The organism is Rhodoferax sp., from assembly GCF_028714215.1.
GTDB lineage: Bacteria > Pseudomonadota > Gammaproteobacteria > Burkholderiales > Burkholderiaceae_C > Rhodoferax.
In genome coordinates this window covers 1-26,381 of record NZ_JAQTMS010000018.1, presented here as the reverse complement: position 1 = coordinate 26,381, position 26,381 = coordinate 1, and the positions used below count along the sequence as shown (strand labels likewise).

The following is a 26,381-nucleotide window of genomic DNA, read 5'->3' as shown; positions in this document are numbered from 1 at the left end:
GGAGCCTCGCGGCCCCTTCCTCTCATAAACCACAGGACAGATGGGTCACGCATCCGGCGCTTCTATGAAACCTTGTTGATTTGATGCTGCTTTGGCAGGTGCCAGGGGGTGCTCTGCAAGGGGGTGCAACTTGCCGTCTCTAAGGACGCCTACGGTGAGCGACCGGAGCCGTCCTTCAAGGTCTACGCCTGCGTGGCTCAGCGAATCGCAGAGCGACTTGGCCAATCGGGTGTGGATCAGGCTGGCGGGGCACTCAGCTCCGCGGCTGTCCCCCGACCTTCGGTCTCCGCCTTTATGCCGCTGCGCTGAGTGCCCCACCAGCCTGATCCATGGTGGCTGCTCGGCCCGCGCAATGGCCTCGAAGACGTACGGGTCTGGATCGCCGGCTTGCTCCCACTCGCGTTCCAGGCGCAAAGCGAACTGTTTTGTTCACTGAATTGAGCGTCGAACCTGCGCAAAGACTTCCTCAGCCGGCACAAGTCTGGCAGTACCTCGATCAACTTCGTCAATTCGCCTTTGCAACTCCTCATCCCAAGCTAATTCAACTGTCCGATCGACGCTTTGGTGTATCGAATCAAGCAACAATTCAGCCAGGCGAGCCCGATCCTCGGGGCGAAGGGTTTGAGCCTGCTGAGACAACTCAATGACAAGATCGGGCATCAGAATTCTCCAGTTTGGCGGATTGTAGTTTCAACAGCTTCAATGGGGTCGGGCTTATGCGTCTCTGCCGACGAGCCCTTGAATGGCCTGCCGCGGCCCGATGGCATCGGCTACGGTCTAAGATGACGCGCATCGTTGCTTCATTTTTTACCGAGAGGATTTCCCATGACCATTTCCATGTACCAGGCCAGCGTTCCCTGTTTCGTCAGAACGCTGGGCAACTTGTCGGCCATTCTGGACAAGGCGCAGGCCTACGTGGATGCCAAGAAACTCGATCCGGCCGCGCTGACGGCCTACCGTCTATTCCCCGACATGTTTCCCATGACAAGGCAGGTGCAGATTGCCTGCGACGCCGCCAAGGCTGGGGTGGCGCGGCTGGCCGGGCTGGAGATACCGGTGCATGAAGACAGCGAAAAGACGCTGGCCGAATTGCAGGCGCGCATTGCCAAGACGCTGGCTTTTGTCCAGAGCGTGACGCCGGCGCAGATCGACGGCAGCGAGGAGAAGGACATCGTGATCAAGCGCGGCGACACCGAAACCCATTACAAAGGCCAGCAATTTCTGTTGGGCAATGTGCTGCCCAACTTCTATTTTCATGTGACCACGGCCTACAACATCCTGCGCCACAACGGTGTCGAGATCGGCAAGCGCGATTACCTCGGCAAACCCTAACCCAGAATCGCCACCCCCTTGATTTGCGCGTACAGCGCCAGCCCCGGCGTCAGGCCCAGGGTGCGCGCGGAGCGGGCGGTGATGCGGGCCAGCAGGGGGCAACCTGCCACATCGAGTGAGACCATCACCTGACCGGGGCTGTCGGCGGCGATGGCGCTGACTGTGGCGCGCAGGATGTTGAGGATGCTGGTGCCGCTTTGCTGCTGCAAGGTCAGGCTGACGTCGCGCGCCTGCACCCGGATGCGCAGGGGCTGGCCCACGTTGGCGACCTGCATCGGCAGGCTCAGCAGGGCATCGCCCAGGCGCGCCGTCGTCAGGTGGTCGTCGGGGTCATGGCTGGCCACGGTGACGCTGAGCACGGCGCCGGCCGTATCGCCATGCGCCAGCGGCAAATCCAGACGCGTCAACAAGGCATCGGTGCGGCCGCTGGCGCTGACGCTGCCGGCTTCCAGCAGCACCATGTGCTGGGCCAGCCGCGCCACTTCGTCCAGCGCGTGACTCACGTACAGCACCGGGATGTCGAGTTCGCCCTGCAGTTTTTCGAGGTAGGGCAGAACCTCCGCCTTGCGCTGGGCATCCAGCGCCGCCAGCGGCTCGTCCAGCAGCAAAATGCGCGGACTGCAGGCCAGTGCGCGGGCGATCGCCACCCGCTGGCGCTCACCGCCCGACAGCGTGGCAGGTTGGCGCTGCATCAAGTGGCCAATGCCCAGCAAGGCGACGGTTTGCTCCAGCGCCACCCGGCGCTGCGCCAGTGGCACGCGGTTCAGGCCGTAAGCCAGGTTTTGCGCGACGTTCAGATGCCCGAACAGATCGGCCTCCTGAAACACATAACCCAGAGCGCGCCGGTGCACTGGCCGGAACAGGTCATGGTCGTCGTCCTGCCAGACTTCACCGTTGACCGCCAGGTAGCCTTTGGCGCGCCGCTCCAGTCCCGCAATGGCACGCAGGCAACTGGTCTTGCCGGAGCCCGAGGGGCCGAACAAGGCGGTCACGCCGCGGCCGGCCAGATCGAGGTCGACGTCGAGTTGAAAGCCGGGGTAGCCGAGCTTGAAGCGGGCCTGCACCCGCTGCGGTTCCAGGCTGTTCATGGGGCGCCACCCGCTTTGCGCCGGCCGCCGGGATTGACGCTGTAGAGCGCCAGCAGCACCGCAAACGAGAACAACAGCATGCCGCCAGCCAGCCAGTGCGCTTGCGCGTATTCAAGCGCTTCGACATGGTCATAAATCTGTACCGACAGGACCCGGGTCTGGTTCGGAATGTTGCCGCCTATCATCAGCACGACGCCGAATTCGCCCACCGTGTGGGCAAACCCCATCACGGCGGCGCTCAGGTAGGCGGGCCGGGCCAGCGGCAGGACGACGCTGAAAAAGGTGTCCAACGGGGAGGCGCGCAAGGTGGCGGCGGCTTCCAGCGGTCGCTCGCCGATGGCCGCAAAAGCGTTCTGCAGGGGCTGCACCACGAACGGCAGGGAATAGAACACGGAGCCCACCACCAGGCCGGCAAAAGTGAAGGGCAGCAGGCCCAGCCCCAGCGCCTGCGTGGCTTGCCCGATAGGCCCTTGTGGTCCCATGGCCACCAGCAGGTAAAACCCGATCACGGTAGGGGGCAGGACCAGGGGCAAGGCCACCAGGGCCGCCAGCGGTCCCTTGAACCAAGAGTTTGTGCGGGCCAGCCACCAGGCCAGCGGCGTGCCCAAAAACAGTAGCAGCAAGGTGGTGAGACCCGCCAGTTTGAGCGTCAGCGCGACGGCGCCCCAATAGAGCTCTGGCATTACAGGATTCGCTCAGGGAATTTCATAGCCGAAGGAGCGTAGCACGGTCTTGCATTGCTGCGTTTTCAAAAAGGCCAGTAGCGCCTGGGCCGCCGGCTTGTCGCGCCCGGCCAGCAGCAGCACTGCATCCTGGCGCAGTGGATGGTACAGCTGGGCCGGCACGATCCAGCCCGAGCCCTTGCTGATCCGGCCCATTTCATAGACCTGGGACAGGGCGATAAAGCCCAGTTGGGCGTTGCCGGAGGCGACAAAGCTGTAGGTCTGGCCGATGCTTTCGCCCAGCACGAAGCGCGGCGTCAGTGCGCCCAGCAGGCCCAGCGCCGTCAGGGTCTGGACGGCCGCAGCGCCATAGGGGGCCAGATTCGGCGCCGCCAGTGCCAGATGGCTGAAGTTGCCGCTCTTGAGCACTTCGCCTTGCGCGTCGACCAGGTCGGCCTGTGCCGACCACAGCACCAGCTTGCCGACGGCGTAGGTGAAACGCGAGCCGGCCACCGCGTTGCCTTCTCTTTCCAGCTTGGCCGGTGTCTCTTCGTCGGCCGACAGGAATACGTCGAACGGGGCGCCGCTCTTGATCTGTGCGTAGAGCTTGCCGCTGGCCCCGGCCGACAGCAGCAGCTTGTGGCCGCTGTCTTTTTCAAAAGCGATGGCCAGGGCTTTCAGCGGCGCGGCGAAGTTGGCGGCGACGGCAACCCGGACCTCGTCGGCATGCAGGACGCCCGACAGGAGGGTCAGCAGCAGCGTTGCGCAGAGCTTGGCGTAGGGTTGTTGCATGCGGATTTCGTTATTCTGAAATGGAATAGCGAAAGTTTAGCAGCCCGATTGCGACTGCGCTGCACAGGGCACAATCTGACCATGAAAAAAAGCCAGGAGCCGATTCTTTCCTACGCCGGTGCGCTGGGGCATGCGCCGGCCGACAAGCGCATCGAGATCCTGCGGCTGGTGGGGCAGGGTGGTTCCATTTCGCAGGCGGCGCGGGAGGCGGGGGTAAGTTACAAAGCGGCCTGGCAGGCCATCGACACGCTGACCAATCTGGCCGGTGCGGCGCTGGTGACGCGGGCCGTCGGCGGGGCTGGCGGTGGCGGTGCGCAGCTCACTGCCGCGGGCGCGCAATTGCTGGAGGCCGCGCGCCAGATGGAACACGCCCGGCAGGACGTGCTGGAGCGCTTCAGCGGCGGGGCGGCGCAGGCTTTGTCAAGAGCCGGTTTGCGTACCAGCATGCGCAATCATTTGCCGTGCCGCGTTGCGCAACTGCAGGCGCCGCAGCCCGGCGACCCGATGGTGCGTGTGCTGCTGTGCCTGCCCGAAGGCGGCGAGATCTTTTCTTCGATCACCCGTGAAAGCGCCGAGTTGCTGGGCTTGCAGCCTGGCCTGGCGCTGTTGGCACTGTGCAAGGCGACGGCGGTGACGGTCTGCGCCGGCCAACTGCCGCCGCACCCGCAGCGCAACCAACTGGCCGGCCGGGTCGCCCGCCTGTCGCGCGGCAGCTTGCGTGACGAGGTGGTCCTCAGCGTGCCCGGCGATCTGCAACTGGTCGGTTTCGCGGCGCGGCCGAATCGGCTGCGGGTGGGCAGCCGGGCGACCGCTTGCCTGGAGGAAAACGCGGTGGTTCTGGCCTTGGTGTAGCTGCTTTGCGCCCTGACAGTGGCCGCGCTATGCAATGGCGAACATATTGCGGCGCTGGCGCTTGTGTCCTATCGTGACTGCTTCCAATAAGTCAAGATAGCGAGAGACAAGACCATGACCAGCGTCAGCGCAAACCGAGCTTTGCCCGTCCAACAATTCACGCCACCCAACACCCGACACGTTCCAACCTACTGCTACAACTGCGTCTCCGGCCCGGACCTGCTGAGCGTCAAGGTGGAAGCCGGCGTGGCGACCGAAATCGGCCCCAACTTCGAGGGCCAGGGGCTCTATCCCGGCAATGGCAAACCTTGTGTCAAAGCCTATGGACTGATCCAGAAGACGTATCACCCGGACCGGATTCTGACGCCCATGAAGCGCACCAATCCAAAGAAGGGTCGGGAGCACGATCCCGGTTTTGTGCCGATTTCGTGGGACGAGGCGCTCGATACGGTGGCGGCCAAATTGAACGACATTCGCGCGCGCGGCCTGCTCGACGAGCAGAACCTGCCGCGGGTCGCGTTGACGCTGGGGCACGGCGGCACACCGGCCAATTACATGGGAACCTTCCCGGCCTTTATTGCGGCCTGGGGCGACATGGATTACAGCTTCGGTTCCGGTCAGGGCGTCAAGTGCGTGCATTCCGAGCACCTGTACGGCGAATACTGGCATCGCGCCTTCACCGTCTCGGCCGACACGCCGCACTGCAATTACATCGTTTCCTTCGGCGCCAACGTGGAAGTCACCGGCGGCGTCTGCGCCGTGGCACGGCATTCCGAGGCGCGCGTGCGCGGCGCCAAGCGGGTCCAGATCGAGCCGCATCTGTCGGTCACGGCAGCCGCGTCGGCCGAGTGGATTCCGATCAAGCCCAAGACCGATCCGGCCTTCATGTTCGCCATGATTCATGTGCTGTTGCACGAGGTGGCGCGCGAGCACCTGGACCTGCCGTTCTTGCGCGACATGACTTCATCGCCTTACCTGGTGGGACCGAATGGCTTTTTTCTGCGCGACCCCGAGACGCTCAAACCCTTGCTGTGGGACGCCCGCAGCCAGCGCGCGTTGCCGCACGATGCAGCCGATCTGGAGCCGCAGCTGGAAGGCCGCTTCCAGGTGACGGACGTGGTCGAGGTCGGCGCCGATGACGAGCGCTGGGTCTATCAAGAGGTCGAGGCCGAGACCTCGTTTTCGAAACTGGTGGCCCACATACAGCAATACAGCCCGGAGTGGGCCGAGGCCTTGTGCGAGGTGCCGGCCAGCAAGATCCGCAGCGTGGCGCTGGAGTTTGTAACCCAGGCCTGTGTCGGCCAGAGTGTCGAAGTCGATGGCAAGCTGCTGCCCTACCGTCCGGTGGCCGTCACCCTGGGCAAGACCGTCAACAACGGCTGGGGCGCTTACGAATGCTGCTGGTCGCGCACCACCTTGGCGGTATTGGTCGGCGCGCTGGAGGTGCCCGGCGGCATCCTGGGCACCACGGTGCGCATCAACAGTCCGCGCGAGGACCGTCACAAAAGCGTGCAGCCGGGTCCGGATGGTTTCATGCTCAACAAGCTCAACCCCACCGGCAAAAATAAATGGCTGCAGCAACCCACCGGCCGCAACGCACACCGTACCCTGGTGCCGCTGTCGGGCAACAGCGGCTCCTGGAGCCAGTCGCTGGGGCCGTCGCACCTGGCCTGGATGTTTCAGACCCACGTGCCTAAGAACTGGCCGCGTCCGACGGCGCCGGAGATCTGGTTTGCCTACCGCACCAACCCGTCGATTTCATTCTGGGACACACCCAATGTGGCCAAGACCATCGCGCGCTTTCCGTACACGGTCTGCTTTGCCTTCACGCCCGATGAGACCAATCACATGGCCGACATCCTGTTGCCCGACGCCACCGACCTGGAGGCCACGCAACTGATTCGCCTGGGCAAGACCAAGTACATGGAACAGTACTGGGAGCATCAAGGCTACGTGCTGCGCCAGCCGGCGGTGGCGCCGCAAGGCCAGGCGCGCGACTTCACCTGGATCTCGACCGAGCTGGCGCGCCGCACCGGTTTGCTGCCAGCCTATAACGCCGCCATCAACCGCGGCATCTTTGGCGCCCCCTTGAAAGCCGAGGGGCGCGACTTTTCGCTGGCCGTGGAGCAAGTCCATTCGGTGGACCAGATCTGGGACGCGGTGTGCCGCGCCGCCAGCCATGACTTGACGGAAGGCGCCCAGGCGCATGGGCTGGACTGGTTCAAGCAGCACGGCCTGCTGGCCAAGCCCTACCAGCGCACCGGCTGGTACCTGTACCCCACCATGCAGCGCCAGCAGGTGCGCTTTGAGTTGCCCTACCAGGAGCGGTTGATGCGCTCCGGCCAGGAGCTGGGCACGCGTTTGCACGACGCCGGCATCGACTGGTGGGATGCCCAACTGAACGAATACCAGGCGCTGCCGCGGTGGCACGATTTTCCGGGCATCTGGGTGCAGGATCTGGTGCGCCGGGGCCTGAAGCCCGAGGACTATCCGTTTTGGCTGATCACCACCAAGAGCATGCAGTACCACGCCGGCGGCAATGCCGCGATCCAGTTGATGGACGAGGTGTCGCAAAACGTGCGCGGCCACCGCGGCGTCATGATCAATGCCGGCGCGGCGCGCAAGATGGGCATTGAAGAAGGCGACCTGCTGGAGGTTACTTCGGCGATCGGCGCAACCCAGGGGCCGGCCATTGTGGTGCAGGGCATACGCCCCGACACGCTGGTGATGGTGGGCCAGTTCGACTACTGGGCTACACCTTACGCCAAAGACCTCCAGTCGCCCAGCCTGAACACCATTGCGCCGATGTCGATCGAACTGACCGACGCCACCGGTTCCGGTGCCGATATCGTGCGGGTGGCGGTCAGGCCGCTGGCGCGCCGCTGACAGGTCAAGCATCATGAAGAGAGAGTCACCGGTCGTTCTCGCCGATCTGCTGGCGCCGCGGCGCGGCATGCGTTCGGTGATGGCGCGCCGCATCGAGGGGCCGGAGCCTGGAGCGGCGCAGGAGTGTTGCTGGGTGGTGGTCGAACAGGCGCTGCGGGTGGAGGTGGCCGAGGTCGGCAGCTACACCTTGATGAGCACGCCCACCGGATCGGCGGGCGCCGCCGGATACCTGGCGCAAGACGGCGTGCTGGGGGTGGCCGGCGAGCCCGGTGACCTGGCGCTGGCGGCCGGCTTCCTGTTCACCGAGGGGATTATCAAGGCCATGGGCGAGGTCGAGTCGATGGCTGTTTGTCCGGACGATCCGGCCGTGGTCAAGGTCAAGCTGCTGCGGTCCGCGGGTGTGCAAAGTGCGCGCCGCAGCGGCCTGGTCACCAGCTCGTGCGGCATGTGCGGCAATGTGGACAGTCTGGAGGCGGCCTTTCCGGATGCCCTGCAGGTCGGCCGAACGCGGCAGGTCAGCGCAGCCCAGGTGCATCGCTACCTGCTGGCGATGCAGCAGCAGCAATTCATTTTTGCGGCCACCGGTGGCACCCATGCGGCCGCCTTGTTCGATGCCCATGACCACCTGCTGGCGGTGGCCGAGGATCTGGGTCGACACAATGCGCTGGACAAGGTGATTGGCCACTGCCTGCTGCACGCCCAAGCCAGCGCCGCCGGCTGTGTCGTTCTCTCAGGACGCGTCAGCCTGGAGATGATCGTGAAAGCGGCGCGCGCCGGCATCGAGTTGGTGGCGGCGGTTTCGGCGCCATCGTCACTGGCAATAGCGGCCGCGCAGCGGGTCGGCATCACCTTGTGCGGGTTTGTCCGTGGCCAGCGTTTGACGGCCTATACCCATGCTGACCGACTGGGTATAGCCACCTAGGAGTTGTACTTATGAAATCGCCTTCTTAGGACGAAAAAAGTGGCTGAAGAAAATCACCATTCAAGGCGTTTTTCATTGGAGAAACAAACCCTCCGAACAACTTGAAGCCGGTTCGGCAAGCGCACTGGCTCGGTGTCATTTCGGAACCTTGCGAAACCGATAAGGGTTTTGCCTAGGCAGATCGCTTGGGTCAAAACCAATAATCAGCCTCTTTCGTCGAAACCACCTAAACGGAGACTATTCCCATGCAGGTTCAGCTTACGGTCAACGGCAAGTCCATCACGGTTGATGTTCCCGCCAACACATTGCTGGTACAGGTGTTGCGCGAGCAGCTCAAACTCACCGGCACGCATGTCGGCTGCGACACCGCGCAGTGCGGCGCCTGCACCGTGATCAAGGACGGGCACGCCATCAAATCCTGCAACGTGCTGGCGGCCCAGGTCAATGGCTCCGAGATCACCACCATCGAAGGTCTGGCTCAAGCGGACGGCACGCTGCACCCGATGCAGGCCGCCTTCAAGGAGAGCCACGGCTTGCAGTGCGGTTATTGCACCACCGGCATGGTGATGAGCGCGGTTGACCTGTGCAAGCATCATCCCAAGGCGACCGAGGGCGAAATCCGCGAATTGCTGGAGGGCAACATCTGCCGCTGCACCGGCTATCAAAACATCGTCAAGGCCGTGCAGCAGGGACAAGCTGCCATGGCCGCCTGAAGGAGACAGACATGGGTGCATCCGACTTCGCAAAACTGCCGCACATCGGCGCCTCGATACGGCGCAAGGAAGACTACCGTTTCCTGACCGGCGCCGGCCAGTACACCGACGACATCAACCTGCCGGGGCAGACTTACGCCGTCTTTGTGCGCAGCCCGCATGCCCATGCCGAGATCAAGAGCATTGCCGTGGACCGCGCCAAGGCGCTGCCGGGCGTGGTCGAAATCTTCACCGGCAAGGACCTGGAAGGAAAGATGGGCGGTCTGCCCTGCGGTTGGCTCATCACCAGCACCGACGGCACGCCCATGAAAGAGCCGCCGCACCCGGTGCTGGCGCTCGGCAAGGCGCGCTACGTTGGCGACCAGGTGGCGATGGTGATTGCCGAGACCCTGGAGCAAGCCAAAAATGCGGCGGAAGCGGTGGAGGTCGAGTACCAGGTTCTCGATGCCGTGGTCGATGTGCGCGATGCCGCCAAGGGAGCGGCGCTGCACGAGGCGGCGCCCGACAACCATTGCTACAAATGGGCCATCGGCGACAAGGGGCAGGTCGATGCGGCCTTTGCCAAGGCGGCCCATGTGACCAAGCTGGACCTGGTCAATAACCGGTTGGTGCCCAATGCCATGGAGCCGCGCGCCGTCATCGGCAGCTACAGCCGGGCCAATGAAGAGTACACGCTGCATGTGGCGAATCAGAATCCGCATGTCGAGCGCCTGCTGATGACGGCCTTTGTGCTGGGCCTGCCGGAACACAAGGTGCGTGTGATTGCACCGGACGTGGGCGGTGGTTTTGGTTCCAAGATCTTTCTCTACGCCGAAGACGTGGCGCTGACCTGGGCCGCCAAGCAGGTCAACCGCAGCATCAAATGGACTTGCGAACGCAGCGAGTCTTTCCTGACCGATGCCCATGGCCGGGACCATGTGAGCCACGCCGAAATGGCCCTCGACAAAGACGGCAAGTTCCTGGCGCTGCGGGTGCACACCGACGCCAACCTGGGCGCTTACCTGTCGACCTTTTCCACCGCCGTGCCGACCATCCTGTACGCCACCTTGCTGGCGGGCCAGTACAGCACGCCGCAGATTTACGTCGAAGTCGATGCCTGGTTCACCAATACCGCGCCGGTCGATGCCTATCGCGGTGCCGGGCGTCCCGAAGCCACCTACCTGCTGGAGCGGCTGGTCAGCCGCTGTGCCTGGGAACTGGGCATCGGGCAGGACGAAATCCGCAAGCGCAATTTCATCAGCAGCTGGCCATACCAGACGCCGGTGGCCCTGCAATACGATGTCGGCGACTACCTGGGCTGCATGAACCAGGCGCAGGCGCTGGCCGATGTGGCCGGCTTCGATGCGCGCAAGGCGGCCAGTGCGGCCAAGGGCTTGCTGCGCGGCATCGGCTATTCAAGCTACATCGAAGCCTGCGGCATCGCACCCAGCAATATCGCCGGTGCCCTGGGTGCCCGCGCCGGTTTGTTCGAATGCGGCGAAGTGCGCGTGCATCCCACTGGCAGCGTGACCGTCTTCACCGGTTCGCACAGCCATGGGCAAGGGCATGAGACCACGTTTGCGCAAGTCGTCGCGGCACGCCTGGGCATCGCGGTGGAGGCGGTGGACGTGGTGCATGGCGACACCGGGCGGGTGCCATTCGGCATGGGCACTTATGGGTCGCGCTCCATTTCGGTCGGCGGAGCGGCCATCATGAAGGCGCTCGACAAGATCGAAACCAAGGCCAAGAAAATCGCCGCGCACCTGATGGAGGCCAGCGACGCCGACGTCGATTTCGCCAACGGCGAGTTCACGGTCAAGGGCACCGACAAAAAAGTCACCTTCGGCCAGGTCGCGCTGACCGCTTACGTGCCGCACAACTACCCGCTGGACAAGCTGGAGCCTGGCCTCAACGAAACCGCGTTCTACGACCCGACCAATTTCACCTTCCCGGCGGGCACCTACATCTGCGAGGTGGAGGTGGACCCGGCCACCGGCAAGACGCGGGTCGACAAGTTCACGGCAGTGGACGATTTCGGCACCATCATCAACCCGATGATTGTCGAAGGCCAGGTGCATGGCGGCCTGGTCCAGGGCATTGGCCAGGCGCTGCTGGAAAACTGCGTCTACGACCGTGAAACCGGTCAGTTGTTGACCGGCTCGTTCATGGACTACGCCATGCCGCGGGCCGACGATTTCCCCGAGTTCAAGATCGGCACCGTCTGCACGCCTTGCACGCACAACCCCCTGGGGACCAAAGGCTGCGGCGAGGCCGGTGCCATCGGCTCGCCGCCGGCCGTCATCAACGCCGTGCTGGACGCGCTGAAGCCACTGGGCGTGAAAGAGTTTGACATGCCGGCCTCGCCGGGACGGGTCTGGGAAGCCATTCAGGCCAGCAAAGTCTGAAATCAACACGAGAGGATCAAGGAACATGTATCCATTTACCTTAGAGCAGCCCACGACCCTGGCCGATGCCGCCCAACTGGCCGCCGGCGGTGCCAAGCTTCTGGCCGGCGGGCAGAGCCTTCTGGCGTCGATGAAGCTGCGCTTGTCCGCCCCGGGTCGCCTGGCCGATATCAGTGCCATCAAAGAGTTGAGCGGCATCCGGCGTGACGGCAATGCCTTGGTCATAGGTGCCATGACGCGCCATATCGACGTCGCCGGCAGCGCCGAGGTCAAGGCCGCGATTCCGGCGCTGGCGCAGCTGGCGGCGCACATCGGCGACCGTCAGGTGCGCGCCATGGGCACGCTGGGCGGGTCGGTGGCGCACAACGACCCGGCCGCCTGCTATCCCAGCGCCGTGCTGGGCCTCGGTGCCAGCGTCCACACCACGCAGCGAAAAATTGCCGCGGACGACTTTTTTCAAGGGATGTTCAGCACCGCCTTGCTGGACGGCGAGATCATCACGGCGATCAGTTTCCCGCTGCCGAAACGAGCCGCCTACATCAAGTTCAACCAGCCGGCTTCGCGCTTCGCCCTGGTGGGCGTGTTTGTGGCGCAAACCGGGTCCGGCGTGCGGGTGGCGGTGACGGGCGCTGCCAACGGGGTATTCCGGCACCGCGGGCTGGAAGACGCGCTGAACCGCAGCTTCAGCGCCTCGGCCGCCGCCGCCGTGGCTATCGATGCCTCGGAACTCAACGCCGACCTGCACGCCTCGGCCGCCTACCGCGCCAATCTCATCAGTGTGCTGACGCAACGTGCCGTGACGCAGATGCTGGCTTGAGCCGGCCCACTGGGGCGGCCCCGGGTTGTCGGACCCGGGGCTTTTTTATGCCACGCTACGACGGTATTTGAAGATTGAAGCGGCGACCTTGAATGGCGGAATCCATGACACTATTCCCGGATATTGATGCTTTGAGCCAGGCGCTGGAGTCGGTCGGCTACTACGCCGAGCGCCGGCTTTGCACCGCCGTGTTTCTGGCCTTGAAGCTGGAGCGTCCCTTGCTGCTGGAAGGCGAGCCGGGGGCCGGCAAGACCGAACTGGCCAAGGCCCTGGCCCTGCTGCTGGGACGTCAGTTGCTGCGCCTGCAGTGCTATGACGGCCTGGAGCAGCGCGAGGCCTTGTACGAATGGAATTACGCGGCGCAGTTGCTGCACATGCGGGCCGCCCAAGGGGTGGCCAGCAACGAAATCGAACGGGTCGAGCGCGAGGTCTACCAGGACCGCTACCTGATTCGGCGCCCGCTGCTGCAGGCGCTGCAAACGCCGGCGCCGGGCGCGCTGTTGCTGATCGATGAAGTCGATCGGGCCGACGAGCCGTTCGAGGCCTTCCTGCTGGAATACCTGGGGGAATACCAGGTCAGCATTCCGGAGATCGGCACCATCCGGTCGGTCGTCAAGCCGGTCACCGTTCTGACCAGCAACCGCACCCGCGAGCTCAACGATGCGGTCAAGCGCCGCTGCCTCTACCACTGGCTGGACTATCCGGAGCGTGAGCGTGAACTGGCCATCGTCCGGGCGCAGGTGCCCGAGGCTTCGGCCAGCTTGTCGGCCCAGGTGGCGACGGTGGTGAGCCGGCTGCGCAGCCGGCCCTTCGCCGATGCCTTCCAGCGCGTCCCGGGGGTTGCCGAAAGCGTTGAGTGGGCCAGGGCCCTGGTGGCGCTGGACACGCTGAACATTGATCCGGAGGTGATGGCGGACACCGCCGGCATCCTGTTCAAGCAACGCGAGGACGTGGCGGCGCTGACGCGCGACATGAGCGCCGAGTTGCTCAAGCCGCAAGAGGCGCCGGCATGATGCTGGACTGAGCGCACCATGTTGCTGGGCGATTCCAGGTCGGGCAAGCTGGCCGACAACTTCACCGCTTTTGGGCGCACCTTGCGCCGCGCTGGGGTGCGGGTGGACAGTTCGCGCATTGCGCTGGCGGCCGATGCGGCGTTGGCCGTCGGACTGGGCTCAAAGGCCGACGTCGGCGCGGCGATGGAAGCGGTGATGGTCAATCGCGAGCAGGACCGGCTGGTGTTCCGGGAACTGTTCGACGCCTTCTTCCGCAACCCCGAAGTGGCGCAAAAGCTGTTGTCGCAATTGCTGCCCAGCGCCGAAGGGAAGGCCGAGCCGAGCAAGCGCCGGCCGCGGGTGCGCGAGGCCTTGTCGCCGCAGAGAGCTTTTGGCCAGCCAGTCCAGCCGAAACCGCAGGAGCAGAAGGTGGACTTCGACGCCGCCATGACGGCCAGCGACCTGCATCGTCTCAAGCATGCCGATTTCAATGCGCTGTCGGCCACCGAATACCGTCTGGTCGAACGCCTGGCGCGCGATGTCGCGTTGCCGCTGCCGCAGTTCGCCTCGCGGCGCACCCGGTCGGCGGCCATCGGCACGCAACTGCACTGGCCCGGCGTGCTGCGGCAAGCGGTGCGCTCGGGCGGCGAAATCATGCGGCTGCCCCTGCTGCGGCGGCGCCAGCAGTTGCTGCCGTTGCTGGTGCTGGTCGATGTGTCGGGCTCGATGGAACGTTATGCCCGTTTGCTGTTGGCGTTTTTGCATGCCGCCACGCGCCGCCATCCACGCCGCGACGTGTTTGCCTTCGGCACCCAGCTGACCGACCTGACGCCGGCGTTCCGCTTGGCCGACAGCGACGAGATGCTGGCCCACGCCAGCCAGGCGATTGAAGATTTCGCCGGCGGGACTCAACTCGGCGCCGCCCTTGGCACCTTGCGCGAGCAGCATGCACGGCGACTGGTTGGGCGCCGAACCCTGGTGTTGATCATCAGCGATGGTCTGGATACCGGTGCGCCCGAGCTGCTGGAACAGGAGTTGGTCTGGTTGCGCCGGCGCAGCCGGCGCCTGCTGTGGCTCAACCCGTTGCTGCGCTTTGACGGCTACGCAGCGCTGGCACGCGGCGCCGCCGTGCTGCAACGCCAGGCACACGGCATGCTGGCAGTGCACAACGTGAGCAAACTCGAAGAACTGGCAGGCAGCCTGGCGGCCTTGATGGGTCGTTGAAGCGGTCTGTCTGAATACTTCGAATCAAACACCCTGATTGGCACCCGAATAAAGGATTCACACCATGGACATGCAAGGCAATCGGCAACTGGCGATCACGCAACAACAAGCCTGGGAGGCGCTGAACGATCCCGCGGTCATTCAGAGCTGCATCCCGGGCTGCGACAAGATGGAAGCCAGCGGTGAAAACCAATACGCAGTCGCCCTGGCACTCAAGATCGGCCCGATTGCCGCCAGGTTCACGGGCAAGATCAGCCTGAACGACATCGTGGTCCCCAGCAGCTACACCATTGCCTTCGATGGTCAGGGTGGCGTTGCCGGCTTCGGCAAGGGAACGGCCCAGATCAAGCTGCTGGCGAACCCGCAAGGCTGCGAGTTGGGTTACCTGGTGCATGCATCGGTCGGTGGCAAGGTGGCGCAGTTGGGCCAGCGCCTGATCGACGGCGCCGCCAAGTCGATGGCGGAAGATTTTTTCAAACGTTTCGATGAAGCAATGCAGAAGAAGTACCCGCAGGCCTACGCCGCTCGGGTGGCTGCGTCAGAAACGCCCGCACCCAGCGCGGCCAGTGGCCTGCCGGCATGGATCTGGATTGCCGGATTGATCGTGCTGGGTATCGGTTTTTGGGTGCTGCGCTCGTTCGGTTGAGGGCGGCCAGCGCCAAGGAGCAGCTATGGAAAACCTGGACCTCATTGTTTTGCGCACCCTGAGCGCGTGGCGTCAGGCCGGCCAGCGGGCCATTCTCGCCACCGTGGTTCGAACCTGGGGCTCGTCGCCGCGTCCGGTCGGCTCCATCATGGCGCTGCGCGAAGACGGTTCGGTGGTTGGCTCGGTGTCGGGTGGATGCATTGAGGACGACCTGATTTACCGCTACACCCGGGCCGCTGCAAAAGCGGCACCGGAGCCCAAGCAGAGCGGCGTCGACAGCATGCCCAGGGGTGCGCCGGCGACCGTCAAATATGGCATCACGGCCGATGAGGCGCACCGTTTCGGATTGCCTTGCGGCGGGACGCTGGAGTTGTTGCTGGAGTACGATCCCGACCCGCAGAAACTGGCGGAACTGGTGGCGCTGCTGGATGGCGGGCAACTGGTGCAACGCTGCGTCCGGCTGAGCGACGGCGCGGTCAGCCTGCGGCCCGCCAGCGTGGCCAGCGAACTGTCCCTGTCCAGCCAGGAACTGGTGAACACCTTCGGACCGGGCTACCGCATGCTGTTGATAGGCGCCGGGCAACTCACGGAATATCTGGCGACCATGGCCTTGTTCAACGGCTTCGCCGTGACGGTATGCGACCCGCGCGAGGAGTACCGCGGCTCCTGGTCGGTGCTGGGGGTGAACGTTCTGGGCGAGATGCCGGACGACGTCGTGATCGCCTTCAAGCCGGACAAACGCAGTTGCGTCGTGGCCTTGACGCACGACCCCAAGCTGGACGACCTGGCCTTGCTGGAGGCCTTGAATTCGGAGGCGTTCTACGTTGGCGCGATCGGCTCGCGCCGTAACAACCAGGCGCGCCACGAACGTCTGCGCCAGCATTTCGGGATGAGCGAGCAGACGCTGGCGCGCTTGCACGGACCGATAGGCATCTATATCGGCAGCAAGATGCCCAGCGAAATAGCGGTCAGCGTGATGGCTGAAATTCTGGCCATTAAAAACGGCGTGGCCTTGCCGCGCGCGATGGAAGTGGGCCCGGCGAAAGATGGCAACGCGGTGCCCCCCAACGATCCCGGCGACACGGTTTGCAGCGTGCCGCGCAAGGACTAAGCTCTTCACCTTGGGCAGCGCCGGGCCATCGTCATTTGGTGTTGCCCAATTTGCGGTACACCGTGGCGCGGCTGATGCCCAGGGCGCGAGCGGCCTGGGCCACATTGCCGCGGGCTTGTTCGACGGCTTTGCGGATCAGGCTGACCTCGATTTCCTTGAGCGGCACACTTTCCGCACTGCGGGGGCGTTGTCCGGCATCAACCGACCAAGCCTCCAGCGAACTCGCCAGGGGTAGCGCCTGCAAGCGAAGACCGGTCCAGAGCGGAATTTCAAGCGTCGCGTCAGGGCGGTGAACGGCATCGAACAGCAGCTCGTAAGCCATGCCGAAGACCGAACTGACATGCACGCCGGGCTGACCCGCGCTGGCCAGATTCGGCACCATCTGGCGCGCGATCTGGTTCGCTCCCGTGATCCAGCCGTCGGCGTCCAGGCAGAGGATGCCATCGGTTTCGCTGCCCAGCGCGTTGCCTGGCCAGTTCAGACGCAACATCAATTTGTGCGTTTGCGCCAGCAGCAACGCGTTCTCAATTTTTTGCGCCGACTGGGTGACCAGATGCTTGAGTTCCGGGCGCTCGACCGCATCAATACCAGTCAAATCCAGCATGCCGACGCAAGCACCGGTCGGGCCGAACAGGGGCGCGCCAGCGCAACTGTAATGAGAAGTGTCGGAAAAGAAATGTTCGCCCCGGTGCAGCCAGACCGGCTGCAAATCATTGAGCACCGCGCCGATGGCCGTGGTGCCCACCTTGCGTTCCGACAAATCGGTGCCGATGCGGGTGATGCTGTCGGCGCGCCGGTCGGAGCGATCGACGGCGCCGCCGACATCCACCACGATGCCGTCGGCGTTGGTCAGAATGGCAAAGTAGCGCGTGTTCACGATGGCGCGTCCCAACCTCTCCAAAACCGGTTTGGCCGTCGCCACCAGCCGCTGGTTGGCCTCCGTGGTCTGGCGCATCTGCAGGTGGCTTATCACATCAAAAGTCACCGCTTCCTGCGGCTGCAGGCCCAGGCCGATGCAGCGCTGCCAGGAGCGCTCGATCCAGGGCGCAATCCAGCCCGGCGGCAGCGCCGCGCGGTCTTGCAGCGCGGTGCGGCGGGCCTGCGCTATCGCGCTCAGTCGCAGGCTGGTGCTGGCGGTGACAGGACTGGTCATGGGGCTGGGTGTGTTGGCGATTTCACGATTTTGATAATTCTCGTACACAAAGGACTTTCCTGCCCAGTGTTTCAAATTGAGAATTTCGCACTGCCTCGTGTGTCGGCCTAGGGTTACTACCTAGGCAAAAATCTCCCGAACCCCCAACAATCGCTATGTACTCAATTTCATAGGAACGGCACTTCATAGGTGCCACAACCCGCAGGAGACATACATGCAAAAAGTGTTGCATATCAACGCCGACAAATGCACCGGTTGTTTGCAATGCGAAATGGCTTGTTCTTTCGAGAACTACGGCACTTTCGCCACCGCCAAATCGCGTATCAAGGTGTTCGACTTCCACCATACCGGCAAAAAAGTGCCTTACACCTGCACCCAATGCGACGAGGCCTGGTGCCTGCATGCCTGCCCGGTGGAGGCCATCACGGTGGACAAGGCGACCGGTGCCAAGGTGGTCAACGAGGCCACCTGTGTCGGCTGCAAGGTCTGCACCATCGCCTGCCCGTTCGGCACCATCAATTACGTCGAATCAACAGGCAAGGTGCAGAAGTGCGATCTGTGCGGCGGCGAGCCGGCCTGTGCCGATGCCTGCCCCACCGGCGCCATCACCTTCATTGACGCCAACTGGACCGGTCTGGGCAAGATGGCGCAATGGGCCGACAAGCTTGGCAATCAACCTACCGCCGCTTAAGGAGCACGCATCATGTCATGGGCTGGAAAAATTCTTCGCGTTGATTTGACCGCGGGTACCGTCAAATCCGAGCCGCTCAATATGGACTGGGCGCGTGCTTACCTGGGCTCGCGCGGCCTGGGGTCCAAATACCTGGTGGAAGAGGTGGACGCCAAAACCGATCCCCTGTCGAGTGCCAACAAGATCATCTGGGCCACTGGCCCGTTGACCGGCACCATGGCCTCCACCGGTGGTCGCTACACGGTGATCACCAAGAGCCCGCTGACCGGCGCCATTGCCTGTTCCAACTCGGGCGGTTACTGGGGTGCCGAGCTCAAGATGGCCGGCTGGGACATGGTGATTTTCGAAGGCAAGAGCGCCACGCCGGTGTACCTCTACGTCAACGACGATGTGGCTGAACTGCGCGATGCCAGCCACCTGTGGGGCAAGAGCGTGTGGCAGACCGAGGAGATGCTCAAGAAGAGCCTGCAAGACCCGCTGACGCGCGTTTCCAGCATCGGCAAGGCGGGCGAGAACGGCGTGCTGTTTGCCAGTGTCGTGAACGACTTGCACCGGGCTGCCGGCCGCTCCGGCGTGGGCACCGTGATGGGCAGTAAGAACCTGAAGGCGATCGCCGTGCGCGGTACCAAGGGCGTTGGCAATATCCAGAACCCGAAAGCCTTCATGGCGGCCGTCAAGGCCGGCAAAAAGGTGTTGGCGGAGAACGGCGTCACCGGCACCGGCCTGCCCGCGATGGGTACCCAGGTGTTGATGAGTGTCATCAACGAAGTGGGCGCCTTGCCGACCCGCAACCACCGCGACAACCAGTTTGAAGGCGCCAAGGACATCGGTGCCGAAGCCATGGCGGCGCCGCGCAAGAGCGACGGCAAGAAGCACCTGGTCACCAATCAGGCCTGCTTTGGTTGCACCATCGCCTGCGGTCGCATCAGCAAGATGGACGAGGGTCACTTCACGATTGTCAACAAGCCGCAGTACCGCGGTGCCAACGGTGGACTGGAGTACGAAGCGGCTTGGGCGCTGGGCGCGGCCAATGGCGTTAACGACCTGGAAGCGCTGCAATATGCCAACCTGCTGTGCAACGAGGAGGGCATAGACCCGATCAGCTTCGGCACCACGGTGGGTGCGGTGATGGAGTTGTACGACATGGGCGTGCTGTCCAAGGAACTGATAGGCATAGCAGCGCCGTTCGGCTCGGCCCAGGCACTGGCCTTCCTGGCCGAAGAGACCGTCAATGGCCGCGGCTTCGGCAAGGAAATCGGTCAGGGCTCGAAGCGCCTGACGGCCAAGTATGGGCACCCCGAGCTGAGCATGAGTTCCAAGGGCCAGGAGTTCCCGGCCTACGACGGTCGCGCCATTCAGGGTATCGGTCTGGCCTACGCCACCTCCAACCGGGGCGGCTGCCACTTGCGCGGCTACACCATTGCCTCCGAAGTGCTGGGCATTCCGGTCAAGACCGATCCGCTGGAGCATGAGGGCAAGCCCGATCTGGTCAAGGCGTTCCAGGACGCCACCGCCGCCTTCGACTCCTCCGGCCTGTGCATCTTCACCACTTTTGCCTGGGGTCTGCAGGATCTGGCACCGCAAATGCAAGGCGCTTGCGGCGAGCAGTTCACGATCGAGGAACTGGCCAAGATCGGTGAGCGCATCTGGAACATGGAGCGCGAGTTCAACAACCGGGCCGGCTTTACCTCCAAGGACGATAGCCTGCCCCCGCGTCTGTTGACCGAGGCCTGCAAGACCGGCCCGGCCAAGGGCAAAGTCAATGAGCTGGCCAAGATGCTGCCCAAGTACTACGAGGTTCGCGGCTGGGACAGCGAAGGGCGCCCAACGGCCGAAACCCGCGCGCGTCTGAGCCTCTGAAAGTGTCATGACCCATCACCTCATCCTAGGCGCCGGCCCGGCCGGTGTCATCGCCGCCGAAACCATCCGCAAGCACGCACCGGCGGACCGCATCACGATCGTTGGCGACGAGCGCGAGCCGCCTTACTCGCGCATGGCGATTCCCTACCTGCTGATGGGCAAGGTGGGTGAGAGTGGCACTTACCTGCGCAAGAGTGCTTCCCACTTTGCCGACTTGCAGGTCAAAGTGCTGCAGGCGTCGGTCAAACAGGTCGACGCGGCCGGCAAGACAGTCACGCTGGAGGACGCTCAGGTGCTGGGCTTCGACACCTTGCTGATTGCCACCGGCTCGCGGCCGGTGCGACCTCCCATTCGCGGCATCGACACGGCGGGCGTCCACTCCTGCTGGACGCTGGACGACGCCCGCCAGATCATGGCGCTGGCCACCAAAGGAGCCCGGGTGCTGCAACTGGGTGCCGGTTTCATCGGCTGCATCATCATGGAAGCGCTGGCGGCGCGCGGTGTGCATTTGAGCGTGGTCGAGATGGGCGACCGCATGGTGCCGCGCATGATGGGGGCTACCGCCGGTGGCATGATTCGCGACTGGGTCGAGGCCAAAGGCGTGCAGGTGTTTACCGATACGCGGGTCGAAGCGATAGATCAGGGAAGCCCGCTGAGCGTGCGCCTGAGCAATGGCCAGACGCTGTCGGCGGACCTGGTGATCAGCGCGGCGGGGGTGCGGCCCGCCATCGGCTTTCTGGAAAACTCCGGCGTCATCTGCTTGCTGGGCGTGCTGACCGACGAGCATCTGCAAACCAATGTGCCGGGCATTTTTGCGGCCGGCGACTGCGCCGAAGCCTTTGACAAGGTGTCGGGCAAAACCATGGTCAGCGCGATCCAGCCCAACGCCGCCGAGCAGGCCCGGGTGGCCGCCCTGAACATGGTGGCATTTGCCGCCGGCAAAGCGCCCGGCGCCGAGCTCAAGGGGGTGACGCTAATCAACGTGCTGGACACTTTGGGCCTGGTTTCCGCCAGCTTTGGTGACTGGCAAGGCGTGCCCGGTGGCGAGCATGTCGAGTTGACCGACAAGGCTGCGGGTAGGCACCTGAGTCTGCAGTTCAAGGACCAGGTGCTGGTGGGCTGCAACGCGGTCGGCTGGACCGAGCACGTGGGCGTCATGCGCGGCCTGGTGGAAGGCCAGGTGAAGCTGGGGGCCTGGAAAGACACCCTGATGAACGACCCGACCCGGCTGATGCAAGCCTACCTGGCCAGCGCCCAGGGACAAAGCGCCTGGGCCGGTGCGCAGGACGAGCGGCGTCGCTAGAATTTGCGACGCATGAAGATCACGCTCAAGCTCTTTGCCACGCTCACCGATTACCTGCCCGCGGCGTCGCGCTATACCAATATCGTGGAGCTGGAGGTGGCGGACGGCGCCACCATTCTTCAGGTCTTGGAACCCTACCAATTGCCGCCGGCGCTGGTGCATCTGGTGCTGGTCAACGGCAAATACATAGAGCCCGAAAAACACGCTAGCCAGACCTTGAGCGATGGCGACGTACTGGCGATCTGGCCGCCTATTGCGGGTGGTTGATAGCTTGTCATGTTGAATCTCCAAAGCTGTCATGCCGGACCCGATCCGGCATCCATGGATTGCGGGTCAGGCCCGCAATGACAAAGCCCCTGACGTCGGCAACGAAGGGATGAGATCGTGAATTTTGGAACTGACCAGCATGCAGTCTTTCTACGCTGAGCGCTTTGAGCGCGAGATGGGCTGCACCGAGACCGAGTGGCTGCGCTGGCTGCCGGCTGCCATTGGCGAGCATCCCTGGAAGTTGCAGGACCACTCGGCCGGCGTGCGCATCGGGGACGGCGCGCTGGGTTTGAAATGGCAAGTCGGCGAGCCGCGCGTCATTGCCCTGGTGCGCATACCGCGCCTGCTGGTGACATTTCGCTTCGCTGGCCTAAGTGAAGCCCAGCGCTACAGCTTCATGAAACGCTTTGATTTGTACATGTTGCGTGGCGGCGGCTGATACAGTACCGGGCTGACTTTCAACAACCAACCCCGGAGACAACCCATGCTTCAGCCCGGCCTCATGATGGACCGCCCCCTTCTTATTTCCGATGTCATCGAACACGCAGCCGCCCAGTACGGCGCGGTCGAAGTGGTGGCGCGCGAGACCCACGGCCCCCTGTTTCGCTACACCTACGCCCAGTGCGCCGCGCGTGCGCGCAAGCTGGCCAATGCTTTGAGACAACTGGGCCTGGGCGCCGGCAGCGCGGTCGGCTCCATTGCCTGGAACAACCACCGCCACCTGGAAGCCTATTACGCGGTGTCGGGCAGCGGCATGGTGATCCATACCTGCAACCCGCGCCTGCACCCGCAGCAACTGATCTACATCATCAACCACGCCGAAGATGCGGTGATGCTGTTCGACGCCACTTTCGCGCCATTGGTCAAGGGCATTGCCGCGCACTGCCCCAAGGTGAAAGCCTGGGTTTGCCTGAGCGATGCGGCCAACACGCCGGCGCTGGAGGGCGTTGCCAATGTGCTCAGCTATGAGGACTTGATTGCGCCGCACAGCGAGCAGTTCGACTGGCCGCAGTTCGACGAGCGCAGCGGCGCCGCCTTGTGCTACACGTCGGGTACCACCGGCAACCCCAAAGGTGCGCTCTATTCGCAGCGCGCCATCGTGCTCAATGCCATGGCCGGCTGCATGCCGGGCGTGATGTCGCTGTCGCCGCAGGAGACGGTGCTGCCGGTGGTTCCCATGTTTCACATCAACGCCTGGTGCATACCCTATGCGGCACCGCTGGCCGGGGCCAAGCTGGTGTTGCCGGGGCCGCGCCTGGACGGTGCCAGCCTGTATGAGTTGATGGAAGCGGAGCAGGTCACCGTCAGTGCCGGCGTGCCCACCATCTGGCTGGCGCTGATGCAGCATGTGCAGCAAAACGGCTTGCGTTTTTCCAGCATGCGGCGCACCGCGGTCGGTGGCTCGGCGATGCCGGCCGCCTTGATTGCCAGGTTTGTCGACGACTACGGCGTTGAGGTGCGCCATGGCTGGGGCATGACCGAAACCACGGCCGTGGCCACCATGAGTTCCCTGGCCCCCGGGCAGATGGAATTGCCTGCCGCCGAGCGCCACGCCATCGTCGCCAAGCAAGGCAAATCGCTGTTTGGCGTCGAGATCAAGGTGGTCGACGAGAACGGTGCCACCTTGCCGCGCGATGGTGTGTCGCAGGGCGAGTTGCTGGTGCGCGGGCAATGGATAGTGACCGGCTATTACAAGGGTGAAACCTCGCCGCTGGTCGACGGCTGGTTCCCGACCGGCGACATCGCCACCATCGACGCCCAGGGTGTGATGCAGATCCGGGACCGGACCAAGGACGTCATCAAGACCGGCGGCGAGTGGATCAGTTCGATCGACCTGGAAAGCGCCGCCATGGGCCATCCCGCGGTGGCGATGGCGGCGGTCATCGGCGTCAAGCACCCCAAGTGGGACGAGCGCCCCTTGCTGTTCATCGTGCGCAAGCCCGGGCAGGCGCTGGAACGCGACGAAATACTGGCGTTCCTGAGCCAGCGCGTCGCCAAGTGGTGGGTGCCGGACGACGTCGTCTTTCTCGATGCCCTGCCGGTGGGCGGAACCGGCAAGGTGCAAAAAGGCGATCTGCGCAAGCAGTACGGGGGCGTCTTCAGCTAAGCCTCGACTGCCGCTTTTCGGGGCCTTCCTGAATTGTTGTTCAGGAAGTCTTCAGCTTGCTTTCAGGTTGGGCCGTCATGATTGGTGGCATGGCAGATTGAAATCGAGCTTGCTTTCATTTGCCTTGCCGGGAGGCGGCTGGGTCAGGCCATGGTCGGATGCGCCTGAGCAGCCCTCATCTTTCTCAATGCACGGATCACGATGGCGATGAATTCTTCTTTTCGAAAAAAATTGCTATGGCTGCATACCTGGTCCGGGCTGACGCTGGGTCTGGTGGTTGTGTTCCTGGCGCTGACCGGCGCCGGCTTCGTCCTGAAACCGCAACTTGAGGACCTTGTCTACCGCGATTTGCATGTGGTTCCGAAATGCGAGGCACCCCTGGCGCTCGACAAACTGGCCGCCGCTGCCAAAGCCGCCCATCCACAAGCCAAGCTACAAGGCATCGAGGTCACTACCGACGACAGCGCTTCGGTCGCCGTGATGTTCACCGACAAGGACTACGTTTACCTCAATCCCTGCAATGCGCAGGTGCTGGGTGTGCAAAATCAATACGGCGGTTTCTTTGGCGTCATGGACGGCTTGCACCGTTTTCGCTTCTTTACCGATCTGAAGCTTGGCCGGACGCTGGCCGGCTGGGTCAACACCGTCTTCCTGCTGCTTCTGATTGGCGGCGGCGTTGCGCTCTGGTGGCCGCGCAGCCGGCAAGCTCTGAAGGCGGCGCTCAAGTTCAATGCGCGGCTGCCGGGCAGTGCCCGCACCCTGAGCCTGCACAAGTTCGTTGGTCTTTACAGCGCCCTGGTGCTGATCGTGATCACTGTCACAGGATTGCCGATTGGGTTTGAGCCGGTGAAGAACCTGATTTACAGCGCAACCGGCTATGTGCCGCCGGAGAAGCCGAAATCGAAGCCGACGGCACAGGCAGCCAAGCGCCTTCCGATGGAAGTCTTCTGGCAAAAAACCAAAGCGCGGGTGCCGGATATCGAGTGGGCTTCGCTGCGCTATCCGGCCAAACCGGAGGATGCTTACGGCGCAGAGATTCTTGAGAAAGGCCGGCCGCACGAGCTTGCAAAAAGCTATCACTACATGGATGCGTTCAGCGGCGAAACGCTCAGGCTGGAGCACTATGCCGCCGATCAGCAGATCGGCCGGAAAATCTATTTGTACTGCATCGCCATTCACGCCGGGATGGTGGGCGGACTGCCTTACCAATTGCTGCTGTTGCTGGCTTCGCTGGGCGTCGGTGTTCAAGCCTACTCCGGGTTCAGTCCCTATCTTCGCCGCAAATTCCGTAAATCGGTCAATCCCAAGCTGGTACTGAAACTGGTCAAAAAGACGGTCGAGGCGGACGCCATCTGCAGTTTTGAGTTGGTCGACCCGAAGGGGAAAAGCTTGCCGCCCTTCAGTGCCGGGGCACACATCGATGTCAGCGTTGGCGATGGCTTGGTGCGGCAGTACTCCTTGTGCAACGACCCGAAAGAAACACACCGCTATGTCATTGGCGTGCTGCGCCATGCGGCCTCGCGCGGCGGCTCGCGTGCCATGCACGATGAACTCAAGGTTGGCGACCTGCTTGAAGTCAGCGCGCCGAAGAATCACTTTCCGCTGGATGATTCGCGTCAGCGCTATTTGCTGCTGGCGGGCGGCATCGGTGTAACGCCCATTCTGTGCATGGCGGAACGGCTGGCCGAGGTCGGGGCCGATTTCACCTTGCACTACTGCACGCGCTCGGTCGAACGCACCGCGTTTTCCGACCGTATCAAGCGCTCAAGCTTTGCCAGGCGGGTCTCGTTTCACTACAGCGACGGACCGGCGGAGCAACTGCTCGACATCCCGGCCTTGCTCGATCGTCCGGCGCCGGATACCCATCTGTACCTGTGTGGCCCGAGCGCCTTCATGGATCTGGTGATGGCCACGGCGCAGCAAAAAGGCTGGCCCGAAGCGCAGCTGCATCGCGAGTATTTCTCGGCCGAGCTGTACAGCTCGGAGAACGACGTGGCGTTTGACGTCAAGCTGGCCCGCAGCGGCAAGATCATTCACGTCGCCAGGGAGAAGACCGTGACGGCGGCCCTGGCCGAAGCCGGAATCGACATTGCGACCTCCTGCGCGCAAGGCGTCTGCGGCACCTGCCTGACCCGGGTTCTGGAGGGTGAGGTGGAACATCGCGACCGCTTCCTGACGGCACAGGAGCGCGCCGGCAACGGTCTGTTCACACCTTGCTGTTCGCGGGCCCGCAGCCCGCTGCTGGTGCTGGATCTGTAGGCCACAGAGCAGCCCATGCCGCGCGCTTCGCGCCGGGTGCCGGCGCTCTGTCGATCTTGACCTGTGCCGTGCCTGAATAAAGATTCAGAAAACGTTCAGATTGCTTTCAGGATGGCTGCCTAACATCGGTTGCGCCAAGTAAGAAATGCGCTTTGTACTTGACGCTGAACTCGGGATCGGCCGAGACCGACGCTAACCCATCTTTCTCAACTCGCCGTTGCTTTCCCGGGAATTGGATCTTGGGTTGCGCGTAAGTGCTTGATTTGCAAAGGGGCAAGCCGTGGCGACGCTTGTGGTGGAGACTTTGGTCCTTGTCGTGG

24 protein-coding genes are annotated in these 26,381 nt (G+C 63.6%); 18 read left to right on the top strand and 6 right to left on the bottom strand.

Annotated features, from left to right (window positions below):
* Positions 1-429: 429 nt before the first annotated feature.
* A complete protein-coding gene (locus PHS32_RS10225; protein ID WP_301078848.1) occupies positions 430-660 on the bottom strand; it encodes an addiction module protein in 231 nt (76 codons plus the stop codon).
* Between the two features lie 165 nt (positions 661-825).
* Between PHS32_RS10225 and PHS32_RS10220 the strand changes: the two genes are divergently transcribed.
* Complete coding sequence (locus PHS32_RS10220) at positions 826-1,332, top strand: DUF1993 family protein (RefSeq protein ID WP_301078847.1); 507 nt, start codon at positions 826-828, stop codon at positions 1,330-1,332.
* On the opposite strand, the gene modC is transcribed toward PHS32_RS10220, so the two are convergent.
* The 3 genes from modC to modA are packed head-to-tail and all read right to left on the bottom strand — an operon-like array spanning position 1,329 to position 3,874.
* Positions 1,329-2,420, bottom strand: coding sequence for a molybdenum ABC transporter ATP-binding protein (modC, locus tag PHS32_RS10215; protein ID WP_301078846.1), 1,092 nt, complete (start codon positions 2,418-2,420; stop codon positions 1,329-1,331). The two genes, PHS32_RS10220 and modC, sit on opposite strands and share 4 nt — an antisense overlap.
* Positions 2,417-3,103, bottom strand: coding sequence for a molybdate ABC transporter permease subunit (gene modB / locus PHS32_RS10210; protein ID WP_301078845.1), 687 nt, complete (start codon positions 3,101-3,103; stop codon positions 2,417-2,419). Before modB ends, modC begins: the two co-directional genes overlap by 4 nt.
* A gap of 12 nt (positions 3,104-3,115) precedes the next feature.
* Complete coding sequence (modA, locus tag PHS32_RS10205; RefSeq protein WP_301078844.1) at positions 3,116-3,874, bottom strand: molybdate ABC transporter substrate-binding protein; 759 nt, start codon at positions 3,872-3,874, stop codon at positions 3,116-3,118.
* 81 nt (positions 3,875-3,955) lie between these two features.
* Here modA and PHS32_RS10200 point away from each other — a divergent pair, with 81 nt between their 5' ends.
* From PHS32_RS10200 to PHS32_RS10155, 10 genes are all read left to right on the top strand, one after another.
* Positions 3,956-4,726, top strand: coding sequence for a TOBE domain-containing protein (locus tag PHS32_RS10200; RefSeq protein WP_301078843.1), 771 nt, complete (start codon positions 3,956-3,958; stop codon positions 4,724-4,726).
* A gap of 141 nt (positions 4,727-4,867) precedes the next feature.
* Positions 4,868-7,612, top strand: coding sequence for a molybdopterin-dependent oxidoreductase (locus tag PHS32_RS10195; RefSeq protein ID WP_301078842.1), 2,745 nt, complete (start codon positions 4,868-4,870; stop codon positions 7,610-7,612).
* A 13-nt stretch (positions 7,613-7,625) separates the two neighbouring features.
* A complete protein-coding gene (gene fdhD, locus PHS32_RS10190) occupies positions 7,626-8,534 on the top strand; it encodes a formate dehydrogenase accessory sulfurtransferase FdhD (RefSeq protein WP_301078841.1) in 909 nt (302 codons plus the stop codon).
* A 245-nt stretch (positions 8,535-8,779) separates the two neighbouring features.
* Positions 8,780-9,247 carry a (2Fe-2S)-binding protein gene (locus tag PHS32_RS10185; RefSeq protein WP_301078840.1) on the top strand — a complete coding sequence of 156 codons (468 nt, stop codon included), beginning with the start codon at positions 8,780-8,782 and terminating at the stop codon, positions 9,245-9,247.
* Between the two features lie 11 nt (positions 9,248-9,258).
* Positions 9,259-11,631: a xanthine dehydrogenase family protein molybdopterin-binding subunit gene (locus tag PHS32_RS10180; protein ID WP_301078838.1), complete on the top strand. Its 2,373-nt coding sequence runs from the start codon at positions 9,259-9,261 to the stop codon at positions 11,629-11,631.
* Between the two features lie 25 nt (positions 11,632-11,656).
* Positions 11,657-12,448: a xanthine dehydrogenase family protein subunit M gene (locus PHS32_RS10175; protein ID WP_301078837.1), complete on the top strand. Its 792-nt coding sequence runs from the start codon at positions 11,657-11,659 to the stop codon at positions 12,446-12,448.
* A 104-nt stretch (positions 12,449-12,552) separates the two neighbouring features.
* A complete protein-coding gene (locus tag PHS32_RS10170; protein ID WP_301078836.1) occupies positions 12,553-13,461 on the top strand; it encodes a MoxR family ATPase in 909 nt (302 codons plus the stop codon).
* Positions 13,462-13,479: 18 nt separating this feature from the next.
* The gene (locus tag PHS32_RS10165) at positions 13,480-14,664 is read left to right on the top strand and encodes a VWA domain-containing protein (RefSeq protein WP_301078835.1); all 1,185 of its coding nucleotides are present in this window, start codon (positions 13,480-13,482) and stop codon (positions 14,662-14,664) included.
* 64 nt (positions 14,665-14,728) lie between these two features.
* A complete protein-coding gene (locus PHS32_RS10160) occupies positions 14,729-15,310 on the top strand; it encodes a carbon monoxide dehydrogenase subunit G (RefSeq protein ID WP_301078834.1) in 582 nt (193 codons plus the stop codon).
* A 25-nt stretch (positions 15,311-15,335) separates the two neighbouring features.
* Positions 15,336-16,421 carry an XdhC family protein gene (locus PHS32_RS10155; protein WP_301078833.1) on the top strand — a complete coding sequence of 362 codons (1,086 nt, stop codon included), beginning with the start codon at positions 15,336-15,338 and terminating at the stop codon, positions 16,419-16,421.
* Positions 16,422-16,452: 31 nt separating this feature from the next.
* On the opposite strand, the gene PHS32_RS10150 is transcribed toward PHS32_RS10155, so the two are convergent.
* Positions 16,453-17,574 carry a helix-turn-helix domain-containing protein gene (locus PHS32_RS10150; RefSeq protein WP_301078888.1) on the bottom strand — a complete coding sequence of 374 codons (1,122 nt, stop codon included), beginning with the start codon at positions 17,572-17,574 and terminating at the stop codon, positions 16,453-16,455.
* Between the two features lie 214 nt (positions 17,575-17,788).
* On the opposite strand from PHS32_RS10150, the gene PHS32_RS10145 reads away from it, so the two are divergent.
* From PHS32_RS10145 to PHS32_RS24225, 7 genes are all read left to right on the top strand, one after another.
* Positions 17,789-18,265 (top strand): 4Fe-4S dicluster domain-containing protein, encoded by a 477-nt coding sequence (locus PHS32_RS10145; RefSeq protein ID WP_301078832.1) that lies wholly within the window; start codon positions 17,789-17,791, stop codon positions 18,263-18,265.
* A gap of 12 nt (positions 18,266-18,277) precedes the next feature.
* The gene (locus tag PHS32_RS10140; protein ID WP_301078831.1) at positions 18,278-20,125 is read left to right on the top strand and encodes an aldehyde ferredoxin oxidoreductase family protein; all 1,848 of its coding nucleotides are present in this window, start codon (positions 18,278-18,280) and stop codon (positions 20,123-20,125) included.
* Between the two features lie 7 nt (positions 20,126-20,132).
* On the top strand, positions 20,133-21,428 hold the full coding sequence (locus PHS32_RS10135) for an FAD-dependent oxidoreductase (RefSeq protein WP_301078830.1): 1,296 nt from the start codon (positions 20,133-20,135) through the stop codon (positions 21,426-21,428).
* Positions 21,429-21,440: 12 nt separating this feature from the next.
* Complete coding sequence (locus PHS32_RS10130) at positions 21,441-21,695, top strand: MoaD/ThiS family protein (protein WP_301078829.1); 255 nt, start codon at positions 21,441-21,443, stop codon at positions 21,693-21,695.
* A gap of 139 nt (positions 21,696-21,834) precedes the next feature.
* The gene (locus PHS32_RS10125) at positions 21,835-22,134 is read left to right on the top strand and encodes a hypothetical protein (RefSeq protein ID WP_301078828.1); all 300 of its coding nucleotides are present in this window, start codon (positions 21,835-21,837) and stop codon (positions 22,132-22,134) included.
* A 45-nt stretch (positions 22,135-22,179) separates the two neighbouring features.
* Complete coding sequence (locus tag PHS32_RS10120) at positions 22,180-23,802, top strand: long-chain-fatty-acid--CoA ligase (protein WP_301078826.1); 1,623 nt, start codon at positions 22,180-22,182, stop codon at positions 23,800-23,802.
* Positions 23,803-24,009: 207 nt separating this feature from the next.
* A complete protein-coding gene (locus PHS32_RS24225) occupies positions 24,010-26,061 on the top strand; it encodes a PepSY domain-containing protein (protein WP_366143472.1) in 2,052 nt (683 codons plus the stop codon).
* Positions 26,062-26,167: 106 nt separating this feature from the next.
* Here the strand turns inward: PHS32_RS24225 and PHS32_RS10105 are convergent.
* Positions 26,168-26,381: hypothetical protein (locus PHS32_RS10105; RefSeq protein WP_301078825.1), on the bottom strand; the 214-nt coding region annotated here is incomplete at its 5' end.